The organism is Mangrovibacter plantisponsor, assembly GCF_003182475.1.
In the GTDB taxonomy this organism is placed as follows: Bacteria; Pseudomonadota; Gammaproteobacteria; order Enterobacterales; family Enterobacteriaceae; genus Mangrovibacter; species Mangrovibacter plantisponsor.
This window is the reverse complement of the sequence record NZ_QGTS01000005.1, coordinates 189,254-206,979: the sequence shown is the minus strand read 5'-3', so window position 1 is coordinate 206,979 and position 17,726 is coordinate 189,254. Positions and strand designations below refer to the sequence as shown.

The following is a 17,726-nucleotide window of genomic DNA, read 5'->3' as shown; positions in this document are numbered from 1 at the left end:
GGTGAGCACTGGCTCACCCTTTTTTCTTTTATATAGCTATTTGTATATAGCGATTTGGCTCGTTATTCAAACTACTATCAACCACGGCAAACACCCCGGCCAGCAATTATTGTGAGTCGATATCTTTCAGGTCATCCTGAATAGCGGCGGCATTCGGGTTCACTTCAGGCTTCAGTTTGCCGCCACGGGCAATAAAGTCATAACGCTGGAAGTAGGCTTCACGCACCATCACGTAAGGGTCGCTGGACTGGCGCAACAGGCCGTCTGAATCCAGTAACTGCGCGCGGGTTTCAATACCTTCAATAGTCCATTTACCAATAGACATCGGCCAGGTCAGCCATGAAAGCACCGGGTACAGGTCATCAACAAACTGCCCACCATCTTCACGTATGGTAAAGCTCCCATAGAAAGGCAGTTCTACATATGGCCCGTAGCCCATGCCGTAATGCCCAAGGGTACTCCCGAAGCGGTGCGGCACTTCGCGCTGGAGTTTGGGGTTAGCCATACCCGCCACATCCATAAACCCGCCCATCCCCAACAAGGTATTCAGGAAGAAACGCGTAAAATGCACGAAGCCTTTATACGGATCGCCCTGCAGGAAGTAGTTCACCATAGTAGCCGGTTCTTCAAGGTTGCTGGTGAAGTTGCTTAAACCATTACGGGCAGGTTGCGGGACATAATCACGCCAGGCAACAGCGACAGGGCGAACCACATAAGGATCCAGCACATCATAGTTGAAGGTAAACATCGTGCGGTTGAAACCTTCCAGAGGATCTGAGCGCCCCTGTTCATCAGGATGGCTGGCGCACCCGGCCAGAACCGTAACCGCCATCGCCAGGCTGGTCAGGCGAAAATTCATAGGTGTCTCCCTGTTAAATAGCGCAACCACTTATAAGGTGGCAGTGTTGGGCCAAGGATTCTGGTTGTTGCATTAATAGTAGCCGTATAAGAAAAATCATACCGGGATTACGGAAAAGTAAAGCCGCAAAAAACCACACTGATTACTTTTTTTATACGGATATAACAGCCGTGATTCGCACTCCGGGCATGTTTTTTTGCTGTTACCAGAATGAAAATATGTTGCGATTGTAACATCCTTACTTATTAAGTCTACGCACCGGGTGCTGTGTTTAGTCCGATTAATCTGCATTTTTGCGCCATTCAGACGCAGCCACTACGCTTATATTCTGAACGTTTTGCAGGGAGTAACAACGATGCAGGATAAGCCTTCCCAACCTGATGACGACCGTTTACAGGTAGATAGCAAAGAACGGGCGAGTGGTTCAGATATTGTGGTGGATGAAGCAGATCTGCCGTCCCGGGCGATGGCAACCCATGAAAGTATTCGCCAGGAAGGGGAAAAAGAGCTGGAGCGGGAGCCGCTGGCTTTGTTCTGGTCTGGCGTTGCCGCAGGTTTATCCATGGGAGCTTCTTTTCTGGCAAGGGGATTATTCACCCGCTATCTGGAAGGGATCCCGGGGCATTTTTTACTGGAAAACCTTGGTTATTCCTTCGGCTTTATGATTGTTATTTTAGCCCGCCAGCAATTATTTACTGAAAATACCGTTACTGCGGTTTTACCCGTGATGCAACTGCCCACCCGCAGTAATATTTTGCTGCTGTTACGCTTGTGGGGGGTTGTCCTTGCCGGGAATTTAATTGGTACGGTGGTGGTCGCCTTTACGTTTTCTGTTATGCCCGGTTTTGACGCTCCCACCCAGGAAGCCTTCCTCACTTCTGGCCTGGAGATTATGCATAAATCCCCAGGAGAGATGCTGGCCAGCGCTATGCTGGCAGGCTGGATTATCGCAACCATGGTATGGATGTTACCCGCCGCCGGTTCAGCCAAAATTGTGGTGATTATTTTGATGACATGGCTGATGGCCTTAAGCCATACCGCGCATATTGTGGTGGGTTCAGTGGAAATTCTCTACCTTGCCATGCGCGATGTGATTCCCTGGCACGACTTTTTCTGGCCGTTTGCCCTGCCCACACTGGCCGGAAACATACTGGGTGGTACCTTTATTTTTGCCCTGCTAAGCCATGTACAAATTCGCAACGACCGCGCAGCAATACCGGCCAAACACCCTCGGGGCAAAGAGCCATGGAGATTTAAAAAACCCCGGCGCTGAGCCGCTTAGTGGCGAGTTATTAAGCAAACAAACCGCTAAGCGCTTAACGTGGCGGCGAAAACGGGTATACTACTGCCGCCCGTCCCCATAGTTAAATGGATATAACGAGCCCCTCCTAAGGGCTAGTTGCAGGTTCGATTCCTGCTGGGGACGCCAGTTATCCTTCTTGCTCTGCTCATAGTCTGAACAGCTACAAGTGCATGTATAAGCACCAGAGCACAATACTCGCCCTTAGCTTTTGCTCTTTTCATAACAACAATATTCATCTGGCATACTACTCAGGAATAGTATATTGATCCTGCGCATACATTGTGCTTTATTATAAGATATTCGTTATTTAACCGGTAATTACTTTCTTACTGTATCTATATTAGGCATTAAGATTCATCCCTTAACCCTCCATTTCTTTAACGCATCATTTTTCATCCTTTAAAATTTTTTTTCAATACAGGATAATGTGATCCCCCACATTAACCACCACGCAGCAATACTATAAATTTGCCGCCATAAAAACGAAGTACATCTTTTTTCTTTACCTTATAAAAATTGGATAATTAATATCCACTGAGGATTATTATGGATACAATTCAAACGGCGACAATTTATACAGATAAAAACAGGGCATGGCGGAAAACAGACACTATCTGGATGCTCGGATTATATGGCACAGCAATTGGTGCAGGTGTGTTGTTCCTGCCGATTAATGCCGGTATCGGTGGGCTTCTCCCACTGATATTTATGGCATTACTTGCTTTCCCAATGACGTTTTTTGCTCACCGTGGTTTGTGTCGTTTTGTTTTATCCGGTAAAAAACCGGGTGAAGATATCACCGAAGTCGTTGAAGAGCACTTTGGTTGTGGTGCCGGGAAAATTATCACTCTGCTGTATTTCTTTGCTATTTATCCTATTTTATTAGTTTATAGTGTTGCCATCACTAATACGGTAGACAGCTTTATTGTTCACCAACTTCACTTACCTTCACCACCGCGTGCCCTGCTTGCCCTGATATTAATCATAGGGTTAATGACTATTGTGCGCCTGGGGGAGAAGTTTATTGTTCGTGCTATGAGTATTCTGGTATTCCCGTTTGTGGCAACCTTGATGGTACTGGCCCTCTACCTGGTTCCAGGCTGGAACGGAGCCATTTTCCATAGCATGACATCCAGTGTTTCCGGGCATGGTTTATGGATGACTATGTGGCTGGCGATTCCCGTTATGGTGTTCTCATTTAACCATTCGCCGATTATCTCCGCTTTTGCTGTTGCCAAGCGTGAAGAATATGGTGATCAGGCTGAGAGTAAATGTACCAAAATTCTTTGCTGTGCACATATTATGATGGTCATCACCGTGATGTTTTTTGTGTTCAGCTGTGTACTTAGTCTTAGCCCGGAAAACCTGGCGCAAGCTAAAGCACAGAATATTTCGATCCTCTCTTACCTGGCGAACCATTTTAATAACCCATTGATTGCCTGGTCTGCACCGATTATTGCATTTGTCGCCATCACCAAATCTTTTCTGGGCCATTATATTGGTGCCAGTGAAGGCTTTAATGGCCTGGTAATTAAACAATTACGCAGCCGTGGCCGCACTATTGAACCAACACGCTTATCCCGTTTTACTGCTCTGTTTATGCTGCTGAGTACCTGGGCAGTTGCCACTCTGAACCCCAGTATTTTAGGCATGATAGAAACACTGGGTGGGCCAGTTATTGCCATGTTGCTGTTCCTGATGCCGATGTATGCCATTCATAAAGTGCCGGCAATGCGTAAATACAGTGGGAAACTGTCGAATATTTTCGTTGTACTGGTTGGGCTGATTGCGATGTCGGCCATTCTGTTTGACCTGGTGAAATAACTGGCTGGAGGCCCCTTATGATCAGTATTTTCAGTATATTCAAACCTGGTATTGGCCCTTCAAGCTCCCACACCGTTGGGCCAATGGTAGCAGGCAACTTGTTTATTGATGAAATAATCGAACAAGATTTAATGCCGCTGACACGCAAGATAGAGGTCGATATTTATGGGTCTTTATCTCTGACAGGGAAAGGTCACCATACGGATATCGCCATCATTATGGGGCTTGCCGGGAATAAACCAGAAACCGTGGATATTGATGCCATTCCGGTATTTATTCGTGGAGTGAATGAAACAGGCAAACTGCCAGTTTCAGACAAAACGGGTATGCAGTTTACCCCGGAACTGGTTCTCAATTTTCATGACCGCCGCCTGCCACTGCACGAAAATGGGCTGACATTCACGGCATGGGATGGCCCGCACCGGTTGTATCACAAAACCTGGTACTCCGTGGGCGGTGGTTTTGTGGTCAGTGAAGCGGAGTTTGGCCAGCAACAACGGGATGAAGTAGTCGTGCCATTTCCGTTTTACTCAGCAAACAATTTACTGGAAACCTGCCATACCAATGGTCTGTCGATTTCCGCCGTTATGATGCAAAACGAAAGTGCATTATACGGGCGTGCTGCCGTGGAAGAACGGGTGACACAGTTGTGGGATACCATGCGCCAGGCGATAGAGCGGGGAATACGTACTGAAGGGGTATTGCCCGGGCCTCTGCGCGTACCTCGCCGTGCTTCAGCTTTACACCGTGTATTGTCTCCCGGCGAAAGTATCCGCCCGGATGCTATCAGGGCAATGGACTGGGTGAATATGTTCGCCATGGCGGTGGGCGAGGAAAATGCTGCAGGTGGGCGCGTTGTTACGGCCCCAACTAATGGGGCATGTGGCATTATCCCCGCCGTGCTGGCGTACTACGATCACTTTATTCAGCCACTCACACCGGAACTCACGCTGCGTTATTTTCTGGCCGCCGGTGCCGTGGGGATCTTGTACAAAATGAATGCGTCAATTTCTGGTGCAGAAGTAGGTTGTCAGGGGGAAATCGGTGTTGCCTGCTCTATGGCCTCTGCCGGTCTTGCCGAATTACTGGGTGGCAGCCCGGAAAAAGTTTGTAATGCAGCGGAAATAGGTATGGAGCATAACCTGGGCCTTACCTGCGACCCGGTTGCGGGCCAGGTGCAGGTTCCCTGTATTGAGCGTAACGCCATTGCCGCGGTAAAAGCCATTAACGCCGCCAGCATGGCAATGCTGCGCACCAGTGTCCCCCGGGTGTCGCTGGATAAAGTTATCGAAACCATGTACGAAACCGGTAAAGACATGAATGCCAAATACCGGGAAACAGCCCTCGGAGGGCTGGCAATAAAAGTTGCCCTTTGCGAGGCATAAACCACAAGGTTATTTCTTTTCGTCTGGCCAGTGCACCGGCCAGACGACACTATTCTCCATGGCTGTCGCATACCACTCATTCATTTTTTTCCCACCATCCTTTTCTTTGCCGGGCATATCGGGCTCAGCCACTGTGGCGGTTTTTTTGCGGATGCGTTGTGGCGGGCGAGCCTCAGCAGGATGCAGTTCTGCATTAAACCCGCGTACCTCTGAATCGAACAGAACGGACTCCAGTTGGTGAAGCCGGTCCAGTGCCCGCAGAATCCCTATCAACGTGGTCAGCGTGACTGCTCCCCCCTGCTCCACACGCTTAATTGTCGCAATCCCTACTTGCGCGCGACTGGCAAGCTCAATTTGCGACAGGCGTTGAGAAATACGGGTTTCCTTGATACGGCGGCATAGTTCAGCCACCACTTCATCGTCTGACAGGGTTGTAAATTTCATTGATGCCTTCTGGGTAATACCGGGCTTTCCATCTGTTTAATAGGAACTTTCACAGAATTACCAAGCCGCCAGTGGCCGGATGAAAAGCAAAAAATAAATATCAGGGAGTGACAATAGCAGATTATGCTGGCGTCCAGAAGCCAGGCTCATTCGGGATGTGAGGGGGAATACAGAATTTCCTTAATAGAAACGGACAGGGCAGTAATAATTTCCTTACTACCCTGTCTTAATCAGGTTTAATGCTTATCAGAACGTTGTCCAACCCTCGTCATTAGTGAGCGTCGTTTCGGAGCGGATATTTCCCGGCGATGGCAGACGATTTGCGCTCCGGCCAGGCAATGCATGAGAATGGGCTGGCTCATTCATTTCCCCAAGGCGGAAGCTAGCCACCAGTTGCTCCAGCAGAACCGCCTGCTCTTCCAGCGCATTGGCAGCACTGGATGACTCCATCACCAAAGAGGCATTCTGCTGCGTGGTGGTATCCAGCTCGGAAATTGCCTGAGCAATCTGGGCAATCCCACGGCTTTGCTCTTCAGAAGCAGAGGAAATTTCGCTAATGATGTCATTCACCCGGCGTACCGATGTAACGATCTGCTCCATGTTATCCCCGGCCTTCGCCACCAGCGAACTGCCGGTATTAATGCGGCTGACCGATTCATCAATGAGTGTGGCAATATCTTTTGCCGCCTGAGAACTACGCTGAGAGAGGCTACGCACTTCACTGGCCACTACCGCAAACCCACGGCCCTGTTCACCAGCCCGGGCGGCTTCAACTGCCGCGTTCAACGCCAGAATATTGGTCTGGAACGCAATACTGTTGATTACCGCAGTGATATCCGAAATTTTCTTCGAGCTGGAGGAGATATCCGCCATAGTGCTGACGACATTGCGCACCACTTCCCCACCCTGCACGGCATTAGTCGTTGCCTCAGCGGCAATCTGGCTGGCATGGCGGGCGTTGTCTGCGTTATTACGTACTGTTGAGGTCAGTTGTTCCATACTGGCAGCCGTTTCCACAACTGCAGCAGACTGCTGTTCCGTGCGGGCAGACAAATCAGTATTGCCTTCAGCAATGGCGCTTGCCGAACGTGTCACAGACAACACACTATTACGCACTTCACTTATCATGGTGCGCAGGCGTGTATTCATTTGCCCCATAGCGCTGGTCAGTTTACCCAGTTCATCATTACTGCCTGGCTGAATTGTCGCACTGAGATCCCCGCTGGCAATACGCTGAGCCAATGACAGGTTATGTACAACCGGGCGCGTTATCTGCCGGGTAATATACCAGGTGACGAAAATGCCAATCAAAATAGCGATAAGCCCAATGACCAGGGTAGTACTGGCTGAGCCGTATGCCAGTTTATCGTTTTGAACTTTGACAGACGCAATAAGCTGTTTAACGATGGCACTGCTTTTATCACCGGATGTTTTCACATTATCTTCCGCAGCTTTCAGGCCATTAAATGCCGCGAGATAGTTATCATTCACCGTTTTATAATCACTGGTGCTTTTCCATAAACGGGTGAAAGGTGCAAGTTGTTCTGGTGTCAGTACTCCGGATAATTGCTGGTACTTCTCACCAGCCTGCTTCCAGGTTTGCTCCAGTTTGGCCCGGGCGCTTTCAGTGCCACTCAGGCGTAATGACAGCGCCTGGTCATTCACACTGCCTGTCAGTAACAAGAAATCATAAATGGTGTAAGCATCCTGAGTATTACTGACGGGGGTACGAATCAGTTGAGCAAATTCGCCCGTCATATCTTTTGCATTGTAATCATCTAATTGTTGTTTTACCGAGCGCAAGGACTGCGTTGCCTGCCCCATCTGGGTAATATTATCCTGAAAACCCTGCAACTGTGCCCCAAGGTCATCCACCATTGCGGCTTCTTTTTCTGACCAATGGCGGCCTTTAGCTTCCTGAACTAATTCCCGGGCATGAGTAACAAACTTCGCCATAATATCCCGGGTTTTATCATCACCTGAATAGAAATACTTCAGGCGGTTAATTTTTGCCTGGAAAACCTCAATATTAATGTTGTAGATGAGATTTGTTTTATCGTAGATATTAGTGATATCCCGAAAGCGCATCACGCTGAGGGCAGAAGCGATAGCCACCAGCAGCAATACCAAACCAAACCCGGCATATAATTTCCTTGAAATTCTTATATTTTTTAATCCGCTGACCAAGCTCATACTCGCCCCTGTGTGTTTTTTTTGCGCTAATAGCTCAGTTATCGGTCACTACAACGGATTATTTAGTGATACTTAAAAAGAGTTAATGGATTGTGCGCTGAATCCACTTCAACCAGGCAAATGCCCGAAGCAGACCAGGCAAATGCCTGATAACGTCATTATTAACCCGGGGGTGTGGCACTCACGTAAAAAAACGGTTAGTCACGTAACAAAACTAAAAAGTGTCGCCAATCAGTAACACTTAATATACTGATAAATATCTATTTTTTTATATTTTTGCACAACCACTCCGAGTGTACAAAAAACAACCAAAACGTGCTTGCTCCCCTCTATTTTACGCAGTACATTACTCGCGAATGGCAGGCCATACTGAAACTTTTTCGCCAAAGACAGCAAACAGAACCAACAAGAAAAGTCTCATTATTCAGTCTGGCAACGAGAGCCTTTTATACTTTTTACCAGAACGTTTTAATAACGTTGTTTAGCGTTACAACTACGCGGAGTGTCAATTGTGAAATACTTTTTTATGGGAATTTCTGTCATCATCCTGGTGTGGGCCGGAACCTTTGTCCTGATGGTGGAATAACACTCTCAATGTGTGTTACGTAAAACAGAAAAAGGCGCCTCAGCGCCTTTTTTGTTTATGTGGAAAATGAACGCTTATTTTTCGCCTTCAGCCGCCGGGTGCCGGGAAGAAGGCAACAGGCCATCGGCACGAAACATTGCTTTAATGCCACGCACCGCCTGGCGAATCCTGTCACTATTTTCAATCAAGGCAAAACGCACATGGGTATCGCCATAGTCACCAAAACCAATACCTGGCGATACACACACTTTGGCATCTGCCAGTAATTTTTTAGCAAATTCCAGCGACCCCATCCCGGCATAAGGCTCAGGGATTTTTGCCCAGACATACATAGATGCCTTCGGGCACTCTACCATCCACCCGGCTTCATGCAGGCCTTTCACCAGTACATCGCGGCGGCGCTTATATTCTTCGGCAATCTCATGCACACACGTTTGATCCCCCTCAAGGGCTGCAATGGCTGCTACCTGAAGTGGAGTAAAGGTGCCGTAGTCGTGGTAACTTTTAATTCGTGCCAGTGCATGTACCAATTCTGGATTGCCAACCATAAAACCAATACGCCAACCCGCCATATTGTAGCTTTTGGAGAGTGTGAAAAATTCCACAGCAACTTCCCGGGCTCCAGGCACCTGCATTATTGATGGTGCTTTCCAGCCGTCATAAACAATATCGGCATAGGCCAGATCGTGCACAACCAGAACATCGTAACGGCGTGCCAGAGCCACCACTTTCTCGAAGAAATCCAGCTCAACACATTGTGCTGTGGGGTTGGAAGGAAAGCCGAGGATAATCATCTTCGGTTTAGGGTAGCTTTCCCGAATCGCACGCTCCAGTTCATTGAAGAAATCAACGCCTTCAACCAGTGGTACTGAACGCACCTGCGCCCCGGCAATAACCGCACCATAAATATGAATGGGATAGCTCGGGTTTGGCACCAGCACCGTATCACCCAGATCCAGTGTTGCCATCATTAAGTGCGCCAGGCCCTCTTTCGACCCAATAGTCACAATCGCTTCTGTTTCCGGGTCAATATCCACCTGGTATCTGTCCTGGTACCAGCGCGAGATTGCACGACGTAAACGGGGTATCCCTTTTGAAGTGGAATACCCGTGGGTATCAGGGCGTTGCGCTACCGTGCATAATTTTTCAACAATATGTGCAGGGGTTGCGCCATCAGGGTTCCCCATACTGAAATCGATAATATCTTCACCACGCCGACGCGCAGCCATTTTCAGTTCAGCAGTAATGTTAAAAACGTAAGGGGGGAGTCTGTCGATACGCGCAAAACGGCGTTTTGGACTGAAATCAGCCATAGTATCCTCTGAAGTGACGTCAGCGCCCGGACCGTCCGAGCGACGTTGCCGCTGATGCGACCTTTTTACAGTGCACTTCTCTTGCTGGCTTGTCGATATATCACAGAAAAAAACACTGTTTGTCTGTTCAACATTCGCCACGCACTATATATAACGCTGAATTAAGCAAATATTCAGGTTATAAAACCAGATAACAAGCATAATGACCTGAATTTATGCGGCATAAACTTAACGCATCCCTCCTGCACTGGTTATTCCCGGCCAGGTTTTTTATCATGAGGTCTTCCCCTGCTGGATTCCGGATTTTTACGTGCACGAAATATTCACTATGTTGCTGGCGGTTTTCGACCGGGCAGCACTAATGCTTATCTGCCTGTTTTTTCTGATTCGCCTGCGTTTATTCCGCGAGTTATTGCATAAAACAGCCCACACCCCGAAAGAGCGCCTGGCACTGACAGCACTGTTTTCGATGTTTGCTCTGTTCAGTACCTGGTCCGGAGTTCCTGTTGAAGGCTCACTGGTGAATGTGCGAATTATTGCAGTCATGTCTGGTGGTTTACTCTTTGGCCCCTGGGTGGGGATAATTACCGGTGTTATTGCCGGCGTTCACCGTTACCTGATTGATATTGGTGGAATTACCTCCGTTCCCTGCCTGGTGACAAGTATTCTTGCCGGGTTGATTTCCAGTTGGATCAATGTGCGTTTCCCCAAGAAAAATCACTGGCGTATCGGTATTCTGGGGGGAATGCTGTGCGAAACACTGACAATGATCCTGGTGGTCTTATGGGCTCCATCCGTATCTTTAGGGCTGGATATTGTCTCCAAAATAGGCATCCCAATGATTTTGGGGAATGTCTGTATCGGCTTTATTGTGTTATTGGTACAAAGCGTCGAAGGGGAAAAAGAAGCTGTTGCCGCACGCCAGGCAAAACTGGCACTGGAAATTGCCAACAAGACACTGCCGTTGTTCCGTCATGTGAATGAAGCATCATTGCGGAAAGTATGTGAAATAATCCGGACAGATATTAATGCCGATGCAGTCGCCATCACCAATAAAGAGCAGGTACTGGCTTATGTTGGCGTGGGGGAAAATAACTACCACGAACATGATGATCAGATAAGCCCAACCACACGGCAGGCAATGCGTTATGGAAAAATCATAATAAAAAACAATGATGAAGCTTACCGTACACCAGAGATTCACTCTATGCTGGTTATCCCTTTATGGGAAAAAGGAATTGTAACCGGCACGCTGAAAATCTATTACTGCCATGCTCACCAAATCACTTCGTCATTACAGGAAATGGCGATTGGTTTATCACAAATTATTTCAACACAACTGGAAGTCTCTCGCGCTGAACAATTACGCGAAATGGCAAATAAAGCAGAACTGCGCGCATTGCAGAGTAAAATTAACCCGCATTTCTTATTCAATGCACTTAATGCCATTTCGTCATCAATTCGTCTGAATCCGGATACCGCCCGCCAGTTAATTATTAACTTGTCCCGTTACCTGCGGTATAACCTGGAATTAACGGATGACGAACTGATTGATATTAAAAAAGAGTTGTACCAAATCAAGGACTATATCGCTATTGAACAGGCCAGGTTTGGCGACAAACTAACGGTTATCTATGATATTGACGAAGAAGTCGAATGCCGCATTCCCAGTCTGTTAATTCAGCCGTTGGTAGAAAATGCCATTGTGCATGGTATTCAGCCCTGCCGCGGGAAAGGCGTGGTTACTATCAGTATCATTGAACAGGGTAACCGGGTACGTATTGCCGTGCGTGATACCGGTAATGGTATTGATCAGGCAGTTATTGACCGGGTAGAAGCAAATGAAATGCCCGGCAATAAAATTGGCTTACTGAATGTGCACCACCGGGTAAAATTGCTCTATGGTGAAGGGTTGCAAATTCGCCGCCTGGAGCCAGGCACTGAAATTGCGTTTTATGTGAATAGCGGTATCACCTCGTTGCCTGCATCTGTGGGTATTGGCCAGGTGGAGAGGACGTAATGAAAGCTATCATTGTTGAAGATGAAGTACTGGCACAGCAGGAACTGAGCTGGCTCATCAAAGAACACAGTAAAGTTGAGGTTGTCGCAACCTTTGAAGATGGCCTCGATGTACTAAAATACCTGCAACACCATGATGTTGACGCTATTTTTTTGGATATCAACATACCTTCACTGGATGGCGTGTTGCTGGCACAAAACATCAGCAAATTTGCCAACAAGCCTTTTATTATTTTTATCACAGCCTGGAAAGAGCATGCCGTCGAAGCTTTTGAGCTGGAGGCCTTCGACTATATTCTCAAGCCCTACCAGGAATCACGTATTATTGGGATGCTGCAAAAACTGGAAGCAGCCGGGCAGCAGCGCAATACATCCCCGCCAGCCAGTACAGCAGTGCGTGAGAATATCACCATTAATTTGATTAAAGACGAGCGCATTATCGTTACGGATATCAACGATATTTATTATGCAGAAGCCCACGAGAAAATGACGTTTGTCTACACCCGGCGTGAATCCTACGTGATGCCAATGAATATCACAGAATTTTGCAGCCGCCTGCCAGAAAGCTATTTTTTCCGCTGCCACCGCTCTTATTGTGTCAACCTGAACAAAATCCGCGAAATAGAGCCCTGGTTTAACAATACCTATATTTTACGCCTGCGTGACCTCGACTTCGAAGTCCCGGTCAGCCGCAGTAAAGTTAAAGAGTTCCGGCAGTTAATGCGCCTGTAGCGTTCAGAAATGTGCCCAAAAGAAGATGCAGGCCAACAAGCGCAGACACCACGCTTGCCAGCCTGCATAAAATCAGATGATTTGCCCCAGAGTCTGGCGCAAATAGGCACCGGCACCTAATAAGCCGGGCTGGTCATGAACAATCAAATAGACCGGAATATCTTCAACGTAAGATTTAAACCGCCCTTTGTCTTCAAAACCACCACGAAAGCCTGAAGCTTTAAAGAAATCGAGGAAACGCGGCACAATGCCTCCGGCGATGTACACCCCACCAAATGTCCCCAGATTTAGCGCCAGGTTGCCACCGAAACGGCCCATAATCACACAAAATAGTGACAATGCGCGGCGGCAATCAGTACAACTGTCATCCAGCGCCTTTTCCGTGACATCTTTGGGTTGTAAGTTTTCTGGCAACCGGCCATCTGCTTTCACAATAGCCCGGTAGAGGTTAACCAGACCCGGCCCGGATAACACGCGCTCAGCAGATACATGACCCAGTTCTTCGCGCAGGTGTTCAAGAATAATGCCTTCTTCTTCACTATTGGGGGCGTAATCTACATGCCCGCCTTCACCCGGCAAACTCACCCAGCGTTTGTCCACATGGACCAAATGCGCCACGCCTAACCCGGTGCCGGCACCATAAACCGCTATAGGTTTGTTCTCGACTGGCTTATCGCCGCCAAACTGAATCAGATGTTCAGGTTTAAGCACCGGAATCGCCATCGACACGGCAGTGAAATCATTGATGATTTCAAGGTGGTCAAACCCCAGACTGGTTTTAACTTCTTCAATAGAAAAAGCCCATGAATGGTTGGTCATAGCCACCCAGTCACCATTAATCGGGCAGGCGATGGCGATACAGCCATCCGTGACACTGACATTATGTTCCTTCAGGTACACTTTAATGACCGATTCAATACCGGGGTAATCCAGCCCCGAATAAGTTTTTGCCTGCGAGATTTCACCTGTAGCGATATCACACAAAGCTAACCGCGCATTGGTGCCCCCAACATCTCCCACCAAAGCATATTTTGTCATTTGCCATTCGCTCCACTTAAGTCAGAAAAATTCCTGATAACAGAGTAAAATCAAGTCAGTGATATCAACAAACAACATAGCATACCCGGGGTGTGATTATTGAGCCATATCACATAATCTCATTCATCCTGCGGCCAGATACCGCTATTTCGTGTAGCGGGAGCGAGCGGTCAGCACAGGGCTACCAGCCACAGCCACTGGACTGGCAACGTGAAAATTCATCTTCTGCCCGCCCCTGGCAGGTACCCAGGGCAATGTGCGTCATAATGTTCGCCTGCCGGGCGGCTGCCTCTCTTACAGCCACGGTTTCATTTTGTGGCAATGAGTCGGCAAGCCACACCCCTTCCCCCAAAGCCGAACACACCATAACCAGGCTGTCTTCTGTTTCCAGTAACGTATCAATACGCGCTTGTTCAATACTGGCATTTACTCGCCAGCCTAAAATAATTACCCCCAGCAGAATAAAGCCAGCTTTATTCACCCGTCCCTCCCGGTAGTTTTCTAATTATCCTGTAAATGACATATTTGCCTGTTAAAATTAAATTCGTCAAACATCATAAATAACCAAATTTGATAATTTCATTGAAATTCAAAAAGAAATAGAGATATTACATTTAATAAAACCAACTATTAATAATATTACCTTGTGTGGCTGAATCTATTTTTTGTATATTTTCGATGAGGCAAATGAGTACAAGATTTTGGTTTTTATATGGTCAAACCCTGACTTTCACTGCCTGAAATGAGTAATTTTATCCCCCTTTATTTTGGGGGATTTTTTTGCCTGTGAAAAAACGATATTTTTGCTGCTCCTGTCCCCAGTCCCCTGGTTAGTGCTAAAGTTAACTACTTTATGGTTTTACAGATACCCGGGAGACTGGCACCTGCGCCACTACTGGTACAGCTACCTGTCCAGCCATTCACGAGTTTGATTTAATTAAAATTTAAGAAATTTCCTTTGCAGTATCTGAGAATCAGTTTACCGTTTCAGTTTATTGACTCAGTGTGCTTAGCAATCAGCCTGGGGCAGTCTGCCAGACTTTTTATGTAAGGATTTTACTTATGCTGCATCCGCGAGCCCGAACGCTCCTGGTTCTTTCCTGCCCCGCCATCCTGATTGGTATTGCCACCAGTCTGGTATTGCACCTGGTTTTGAATGTCTCCTGGGTGATGGAAAAATTCCTGTGGATTGTGCTACCACAAAGTATGGGTACATCCGGGGATGCGCCGTTTTGGATGCTGAGTGTATTAACACTTACTGGCCTGGCTGTGGGGCTCATCATTCGCTATATGCCTGGTGAAGGCGGGCCGGATCCTGCACTGGAGCCGTTGATAAGCCCACCCATCACTATCGCTGCCTTGCCAGGCTTACTGCTGGCAATGCTGCTGGGCCTGGCTGGTGGTGTCAGCCTTGGGCCTGAGCACCCTATTATGTCTGTTAATATTGCGCTAACGGTTGCTCTGGGCGCACGCGTGCTGCCAAAAGTCAGTGCATTCGACTGGACGATTCTGGCGGCAGCCGGAACAGTTGGCGCGCTGTTTGGTGCGCCTGTTGCCGCAGCACTGATCTTTGCTCAGACACTCAATGCCGGTAATGAAGCGCCACTATGGGACCGCCTGTTTGCACCTTTGTTAGCAGCAGCCACCGGTGCCATCTGCACTCAACTGATGTCAGGCCCACTGTTTATCATTCCCCTGGCCCCTTACCCAGGGCTGCATTTTATTGACCTGATAAGCGGCAGTGTAGTGGCCATCATTGCGATTGCTTTAGGCATGATGGCGGTGTGGGGGTTTCCTAAATTGCACTACCTGATGCGCCAGGTAAATAACCCAATTCTGATGCTGACCGCCGGGGGGTTTGTATTAGGTTTGCTGGGGGTAATTGGTGGCGACATTACGCTATTCAGTGGGCTGCGTGAAGTAACTGCGCTTTTTGCCGGGAAGTTTACCGTATCAGACTACCTGCTCTTTGTTATCGTAAAACTTCTGGCACTGGTTGTTGCCGCTGCCTGTGGTTTTCGTGGTGGGCGTATTTTCCCGGCCATTTTTGTCGGCATTGCTTTGGGGCTAATGCTCCACCAGCATGTCCCGGCCGTGCCTCTCGCGGTAACCTTATCCTGCTCTGTTCTGGGAATTATGCTGGTTGTTACCCGTGATGGCTGGCTGAGCCTGTTCATTGCCGCCGCAGTGGTGCCTGATTTGCGCCTGTTACCACTACTGTGTGTGGTTACACTCCCGGCCTGGTTGATGCTGGCCGGGAGACCGTTAATGACAGCAGACCGCCGTAAACGCGAATAAATAATTAACCCTGATTATTGCGTTGTTCGAGGGAAGTGGTAACGGCACTGAGTAATGCCGGTATATCATTTTGCGGCAACATCACTTCAATAAAAGATAACCGGCTGGCACAGGATGCGGTTTCCAGTACGCTTTGCAACTGCACAGCTTCACTCACCCGCCAACTCTGCGCCTGGCAGGATTCGCTCATTGCCTGGGGCAGGTGCGTCCAGTTCCATTGCGCAATGTCATTATAAGACTGTTCAGCACCGTGAATGGCCCGTTCAACTGTATAGCCACGGTTATTGAGCAGTAAGATAATGGGCTTCAGGCCATCGCGTAGCATGGAACCCAACTCCTGAATTGTGAGTTGCGCCGCGCCATCACCAATAATGACTATCACCCGTCTCCCTGGCAACGCGGTTTGCACACCATATGCCGCAGGTAAGGCAAACCCAATTGAGCCCCATAACGGCTGAACCACCATTTTGGCGCCATGTGGCAGCACTAACGACGCCGCGCCAAATGATGCCGTACCCTGATCGGCAATAATAATATCCCCTGGCTTCAGTGCATCCTGCACCACCCGCCATAATGCATCCTGGTCGAGCAGCCCTAACTGGCGCGGAACCCGAGGCTCAGGCGCCGGAATAACAGGTTGTCTTGGCAAGTCCGTGCGGCAAAGTTGTTGCAGCAGGGTCAGAGTAGTGCTCATGGGAATACCATGGAACCACTGTTCGCCAATCCGCACGGCATCGGGCTGAACATCCACGGTCTGTTCCTGTGAAAGGTTCTGGCTGAATCCACAAGTAATGGTGTCAATAAACTTCACCCCAACACAAAACACCAGGTCTGCCTCTTCAATGGCATGTAACACCCGTAAAGTGCTTGATTTACCGCAATACAGCCCAACAAAGCCGGGGTTGGTTTCATCGAACAGGCCTTTACCCATCATCAGGCTGGCATGAGGTAATGGATTCTCATCCATCCACGCCTGCAAAACCGGTTGCGCGCCGAAGCGTTGAGCCAAAAAGTCGGCCAGCAAAGCAACCCGGTGACTGCCACGAATTTTATCGCGCAGTGCATTTCGCAATGCGTCAAGCTGGTCAGGATGTACAGGTGGCAGTGTTGGAGTGATAACGTTTACAGGAGGTTGTACAGAAATTTTTGCAACATCGGCAGGTAACTGCAAATAACCGGGTTTACGTTGAGTGAGCATGTCATGCAATACCCGATCTATTTCCCGACAGGCATTTTCGGGAGTCAGTAACGCCTGGCTACAGGTAATTTCCGCCGACATACGCTGAAAGCGCTGAAACTCACCATCCCCTAAAGTGTGGTGCACCAGATCCCCGGCCCGTTGCGTTTTCAGGCAAGGCGCCCCCACGATATGTATCACTGGCAAGTATTCAGCACAGCTTCCGGCAACCCCATTCAGCGCGCTCAACTCACCAACACCAAAAGTTGTGACCAGAGCGGCGGCACCACGCGCCCGGGCATAACCATCTGCGGCATAAGCCGCGTTTAATTCATTTGCACACCCTACCCAGTTTAAATGTGGGTGCGTCACAATATGGTCAAGTAACTGTAAATTATAATCGCCCGGCACCCCAAAAATATGCGCGATACCACACTCGCTGAGCCTGTCAACGAGGTAATCCGCCACAGTGTAAGAGCCCTGCATAGTAATGATCCTTATAACATTTACCTTTAGTAAGTATTGTGGATGTGTGATCGATGTCCAGGATAAAAC

The 17,726-nt window shown here is 48.4% G+C and carries 14 protein-coding genes and 1 tRNA gene; 8 read left to right on the top strand and 7 right to left on the bottom strand.

The genetic code is table 11. The features are described 5' to 3' along the window. Nucleotides 1-106: 106 nt before the first annotated feature. Nucleotides 107-859 carry a phospholipid-binding lipoprotein MlaA gene (mlaA, locus tag DES37_RS09720; RefSeq protein ID WP_036116100.1) on the bottom strand — a complete coding sequence of 251 codons (753 nt, stop codon included), beginning with the start codon at nucleotides 857-859 and terminating at the stop codon, nucleotides 107-109. A gap of 355 nt (nucleotides 860-1,214) precedes the next feature. On the opposite strand from mlaA, the gene DES37_RS09715 reads away from it, so the two are divergent. From DES37_RS09715 to DES37_RS09700, 4 genes are all read left to right on the top strand, one after another. Further along, entirely contained in the window at nucleotides 1,215-2,132 is a 918-nt protein-coding gene (locus tag DES37_RS09715) for a formate/nitrite transporter family protein (protein WP_110025666.1), read from the top strand. An 81-nt stretch (nucleotides 2,133-2,213) separates the two neighbouring features. After that, nucleotides 2,214-2,288 (top strand) — tRNA-Arg (locus tag DES37_RS09710). A 420-nt stretch (nucleotides 2,289-2,708) separates the two neighbouring features. Further along, a complete protein-coding gene (locus tag DES37_RS09705; protein ID WP_110025665.1) occupies nucleotides 2,709-3,986 on the top strand; it encodes an HAAAP family serine/threonine permease in 1,278 nt (425 codons plus the stop codon). Between the two features lie 17 nt (nucleotides 3,987-4,003). Continuing rightward, nucleotides 4,004-5,371 carry an L-serine ammonia-lyase gene (locus DES37_RS09700; protein WP_036116109.1) on the top strand — a complete coding sequence of 456 codons (1,368 nt, stop codon included), beginning with the start codon at nucleotides 4,004-4,006 and terminating at the stop codon, nucleotides 5,369-5,371. A gap of 9 nt (nucleotides 5,372-5,380) precedes the next feature. Here the strand turns inward: DES37_RS09700 and DES37_RS09695 are convergent, their stop codons facing one another. Further along, nucleotides 5,381-5,815, bottom strand: coding sequence for a helix-turn-helix domain-containing protein (locus DES37_RS09695; RefSeq protein WP_036116114.1), 435 nt, complete (start codon nucleotides 5,813-5,815; stop codon nucleotides 5,381-5,383). 246 nt (nucleotides 5,816-6,061) lie between these two features. After that, nucleotides 6,062-8,008: a methyl-accepting chemotaxis protein gene (locus DES37_RS09690; RefSeq protein ID WP_110025664.1), complete on the bottom strand. Its 1,947-nt coding sequence runs from the start codon at nucleotides 8,006-8,008 to the stop codon at nucleotides 6,062-6,064. 502 nt (nucleotides 8,009-8,510) lie between these two features. On the opposite strand from DES37_RS09690, the gene ypdK reads away from it, so the two are divergent. Then, nucleotides 8,511-8,594 (top strand): membrane protein YpdK, encoded by an 84-nt coding sequence (ypdK, locus tag DES37_RS26170; protein WP_425451704.1) that lies wholly within the window; start codon nucleotides 8,511-8,513, stop codon nucleotides 8,592-8,594. A 74-nt stretch (nucleotides 8,595-8,668) separates the two neighbouring features. Here the strand turns inward: ypdK and alaC are convergent, their stop codons facing one another. After that, nucleotides 8,669-9,907, bottom strand: a complete 1,239-nt coding sequence (gene alaC, locus DES37_RS09680) for an alanine transaminase (RefSeq protein ID WP_036116118.1) — start codon at nucleotides 9,905-9,907, stop codon at nucleotides 8,669-8,671. Between the two features lie 310 nt (nucleotides 9,908-10,217). Here alaC and DES37_RS09675 point away from each other — a divergent pair, with 310 nt between their 5' ends. After that, on the top strand, nucleotides 10,218-11,927 hold the full coding sequence (locus tag DES37_RS09675; protein WP_110025663.1) for a sensor histidine kinase: 1,710 nt from the start codon (nucleotides 10,218-10,220) through the stop codon (nucleotides 11,925-11,927). Next, a complete protein-coding gene (locus DES37_RS09670) occupies nucleotides 11,927-12,658 on the top strand; it encodes a LytR/AlgR family response regulator transcription factor (RefSeq protein ID WP_036116127.1) in 732 nt (243 codons plus the stop codon). Before DES37_RS09675 ends, DES37_RS09670 begins: the two co-directional genes overlap by 1 nt. 72 nt (nucleotides 12,659-12,730) lie before the next feature. Here the strand turns inward: DES37_RS09670 and glk are convergent, their stop codons facing one another. Both glk and DES37_RS09660 read right to left on the bottom strand, forming a co-directional pair. Beyond that, nucleotides 12,731-13,696, bottom strand: coding sequence for a glucokinase (gene glk / locus DES37_RS09665; RefSeq protein WP_110025662.1), 966 nt, complete (start codon nucleotides 13,694-13,696; stop codon nucleotides 12,731-12,733). Between the two features lie 181 nt (nucleotides 13,697-13,877). Next, nucleotides 13,878-14,177 (bottom strand): hypothetical protein, encoded by a 300-nt coding sequence (locus tag DES37_RS09660; RefSeq protein WP_110025661.1) that lies wholly within the window; start codon nucleotides 14,175-14,177, stop codon nucleotides 13,878-13,880. Nucleotides 14,178-14,758: 581 nt separating this feature from the next. Between DES37_RS09660 and DES37_RS09655 the strand changes: the two genes are divergently transcribed. Next, nucleotides 14,759-15,994, top strand: coding sequence for an ion channel protein (locus DES37_RS09655; protein WP_110025660.1), 1,236 nt, complete (start codon nucleotides 14,759-14,761; stop codon nucleotides 15,992-15,994). Nucleotides 15,995-15,998: 4 nt separating this feature from the next. Here DES37_RS09655 and DES37_RS09650 read toward each other — a convergent pair whose 3' ends face one another. After that, on the bottom strand, nucleotides 15,999-17,657 hold the full coding sequence (locus DES37_RS09650; RefSeq protein WP_110025659.1) for an alpha-keto acid decarboxylase family protein: 1,659 nt from the start codon (nucleotides 17,655-17,657) through the stop codon (nucleotides 15,999-16,001). Between the last annotated feature and the right edge of the window lie 69 nt (nucleotides 17,658-17,726).

Coding starts and splice junctions, on each gene's coding strand:
- mlaA (WP_036116100.1), bottom strand. CDS start 859: ATGAATTTTCGCCTGACCAGCCTGGCGATGGCGGTTACGGTTCTGGCC.
- DES37_RS09715 (WP_110025666.1), top strand. CDS start 1,215: ATGCAGGATAAGCCTTCCCAACCTGATGACGACCGTTTACAGGTAGAT.
- DES37_RS09705 (WP_110025665.1), top strand. CDS start 2,709: ATGGATACAATTCAAACGGCGACAATTTATACAGATAAAAACAGGGCA.
- DES37_RS09700 (WP_036116109.1), top strand. CDS start 4,004: ATGATCAGTATTTTCAGTATATTCAAACCTGGTATTGGCCCTTCAAGC.
- DES37_RS09695 (WP_036116114.1), bottom strand. CDS start 5,815: ATGAAATTTACAACCCTGTCAGACGATGAAGTGGTGGCTGAACTATGC.
- DES37_RS09690 (WP_110025664.1), bottom strand. CDS start 8,008: ATGAGCTTGGTCAGCGGATTAAAAAATATAAGAATTTCAAGGAAATTA.
- alaC (WP_036116118.1), bottom strand. CDS start 9,907: ATGGCTGATTTCAGTCCAAAACGCCGTTTTGCGCGTATCGACAGACTC.
- DES37_RS09670 (WP_036116127.1), top strand. CDS start 11,927: ATGAAAGCTATCATTGTTGAAGATGAAGTACTGGCACAGCAGGAACTG.
- glk (WP_110025662.1), bottom strand. CDS start 13,696: ATGACAAAATATGCTTTGGTGGGAGATGTTGGGGGCACCAATGCGCGG.
- DES37_RS09655 (WP_110025660.1), top strand. CDS start 14,759: ATGCTGCATCCGCGAGCCCGAACGCTCCTGGTTCTTTCCTGCCCCGCC.
- DES37_RS09650 (WP_110025659.1), bottom strand. CDS start 17,657: ATGCAGGGCTCTTACACTGTGGCGGATTACCTCGTTGACAGGCTCAGC.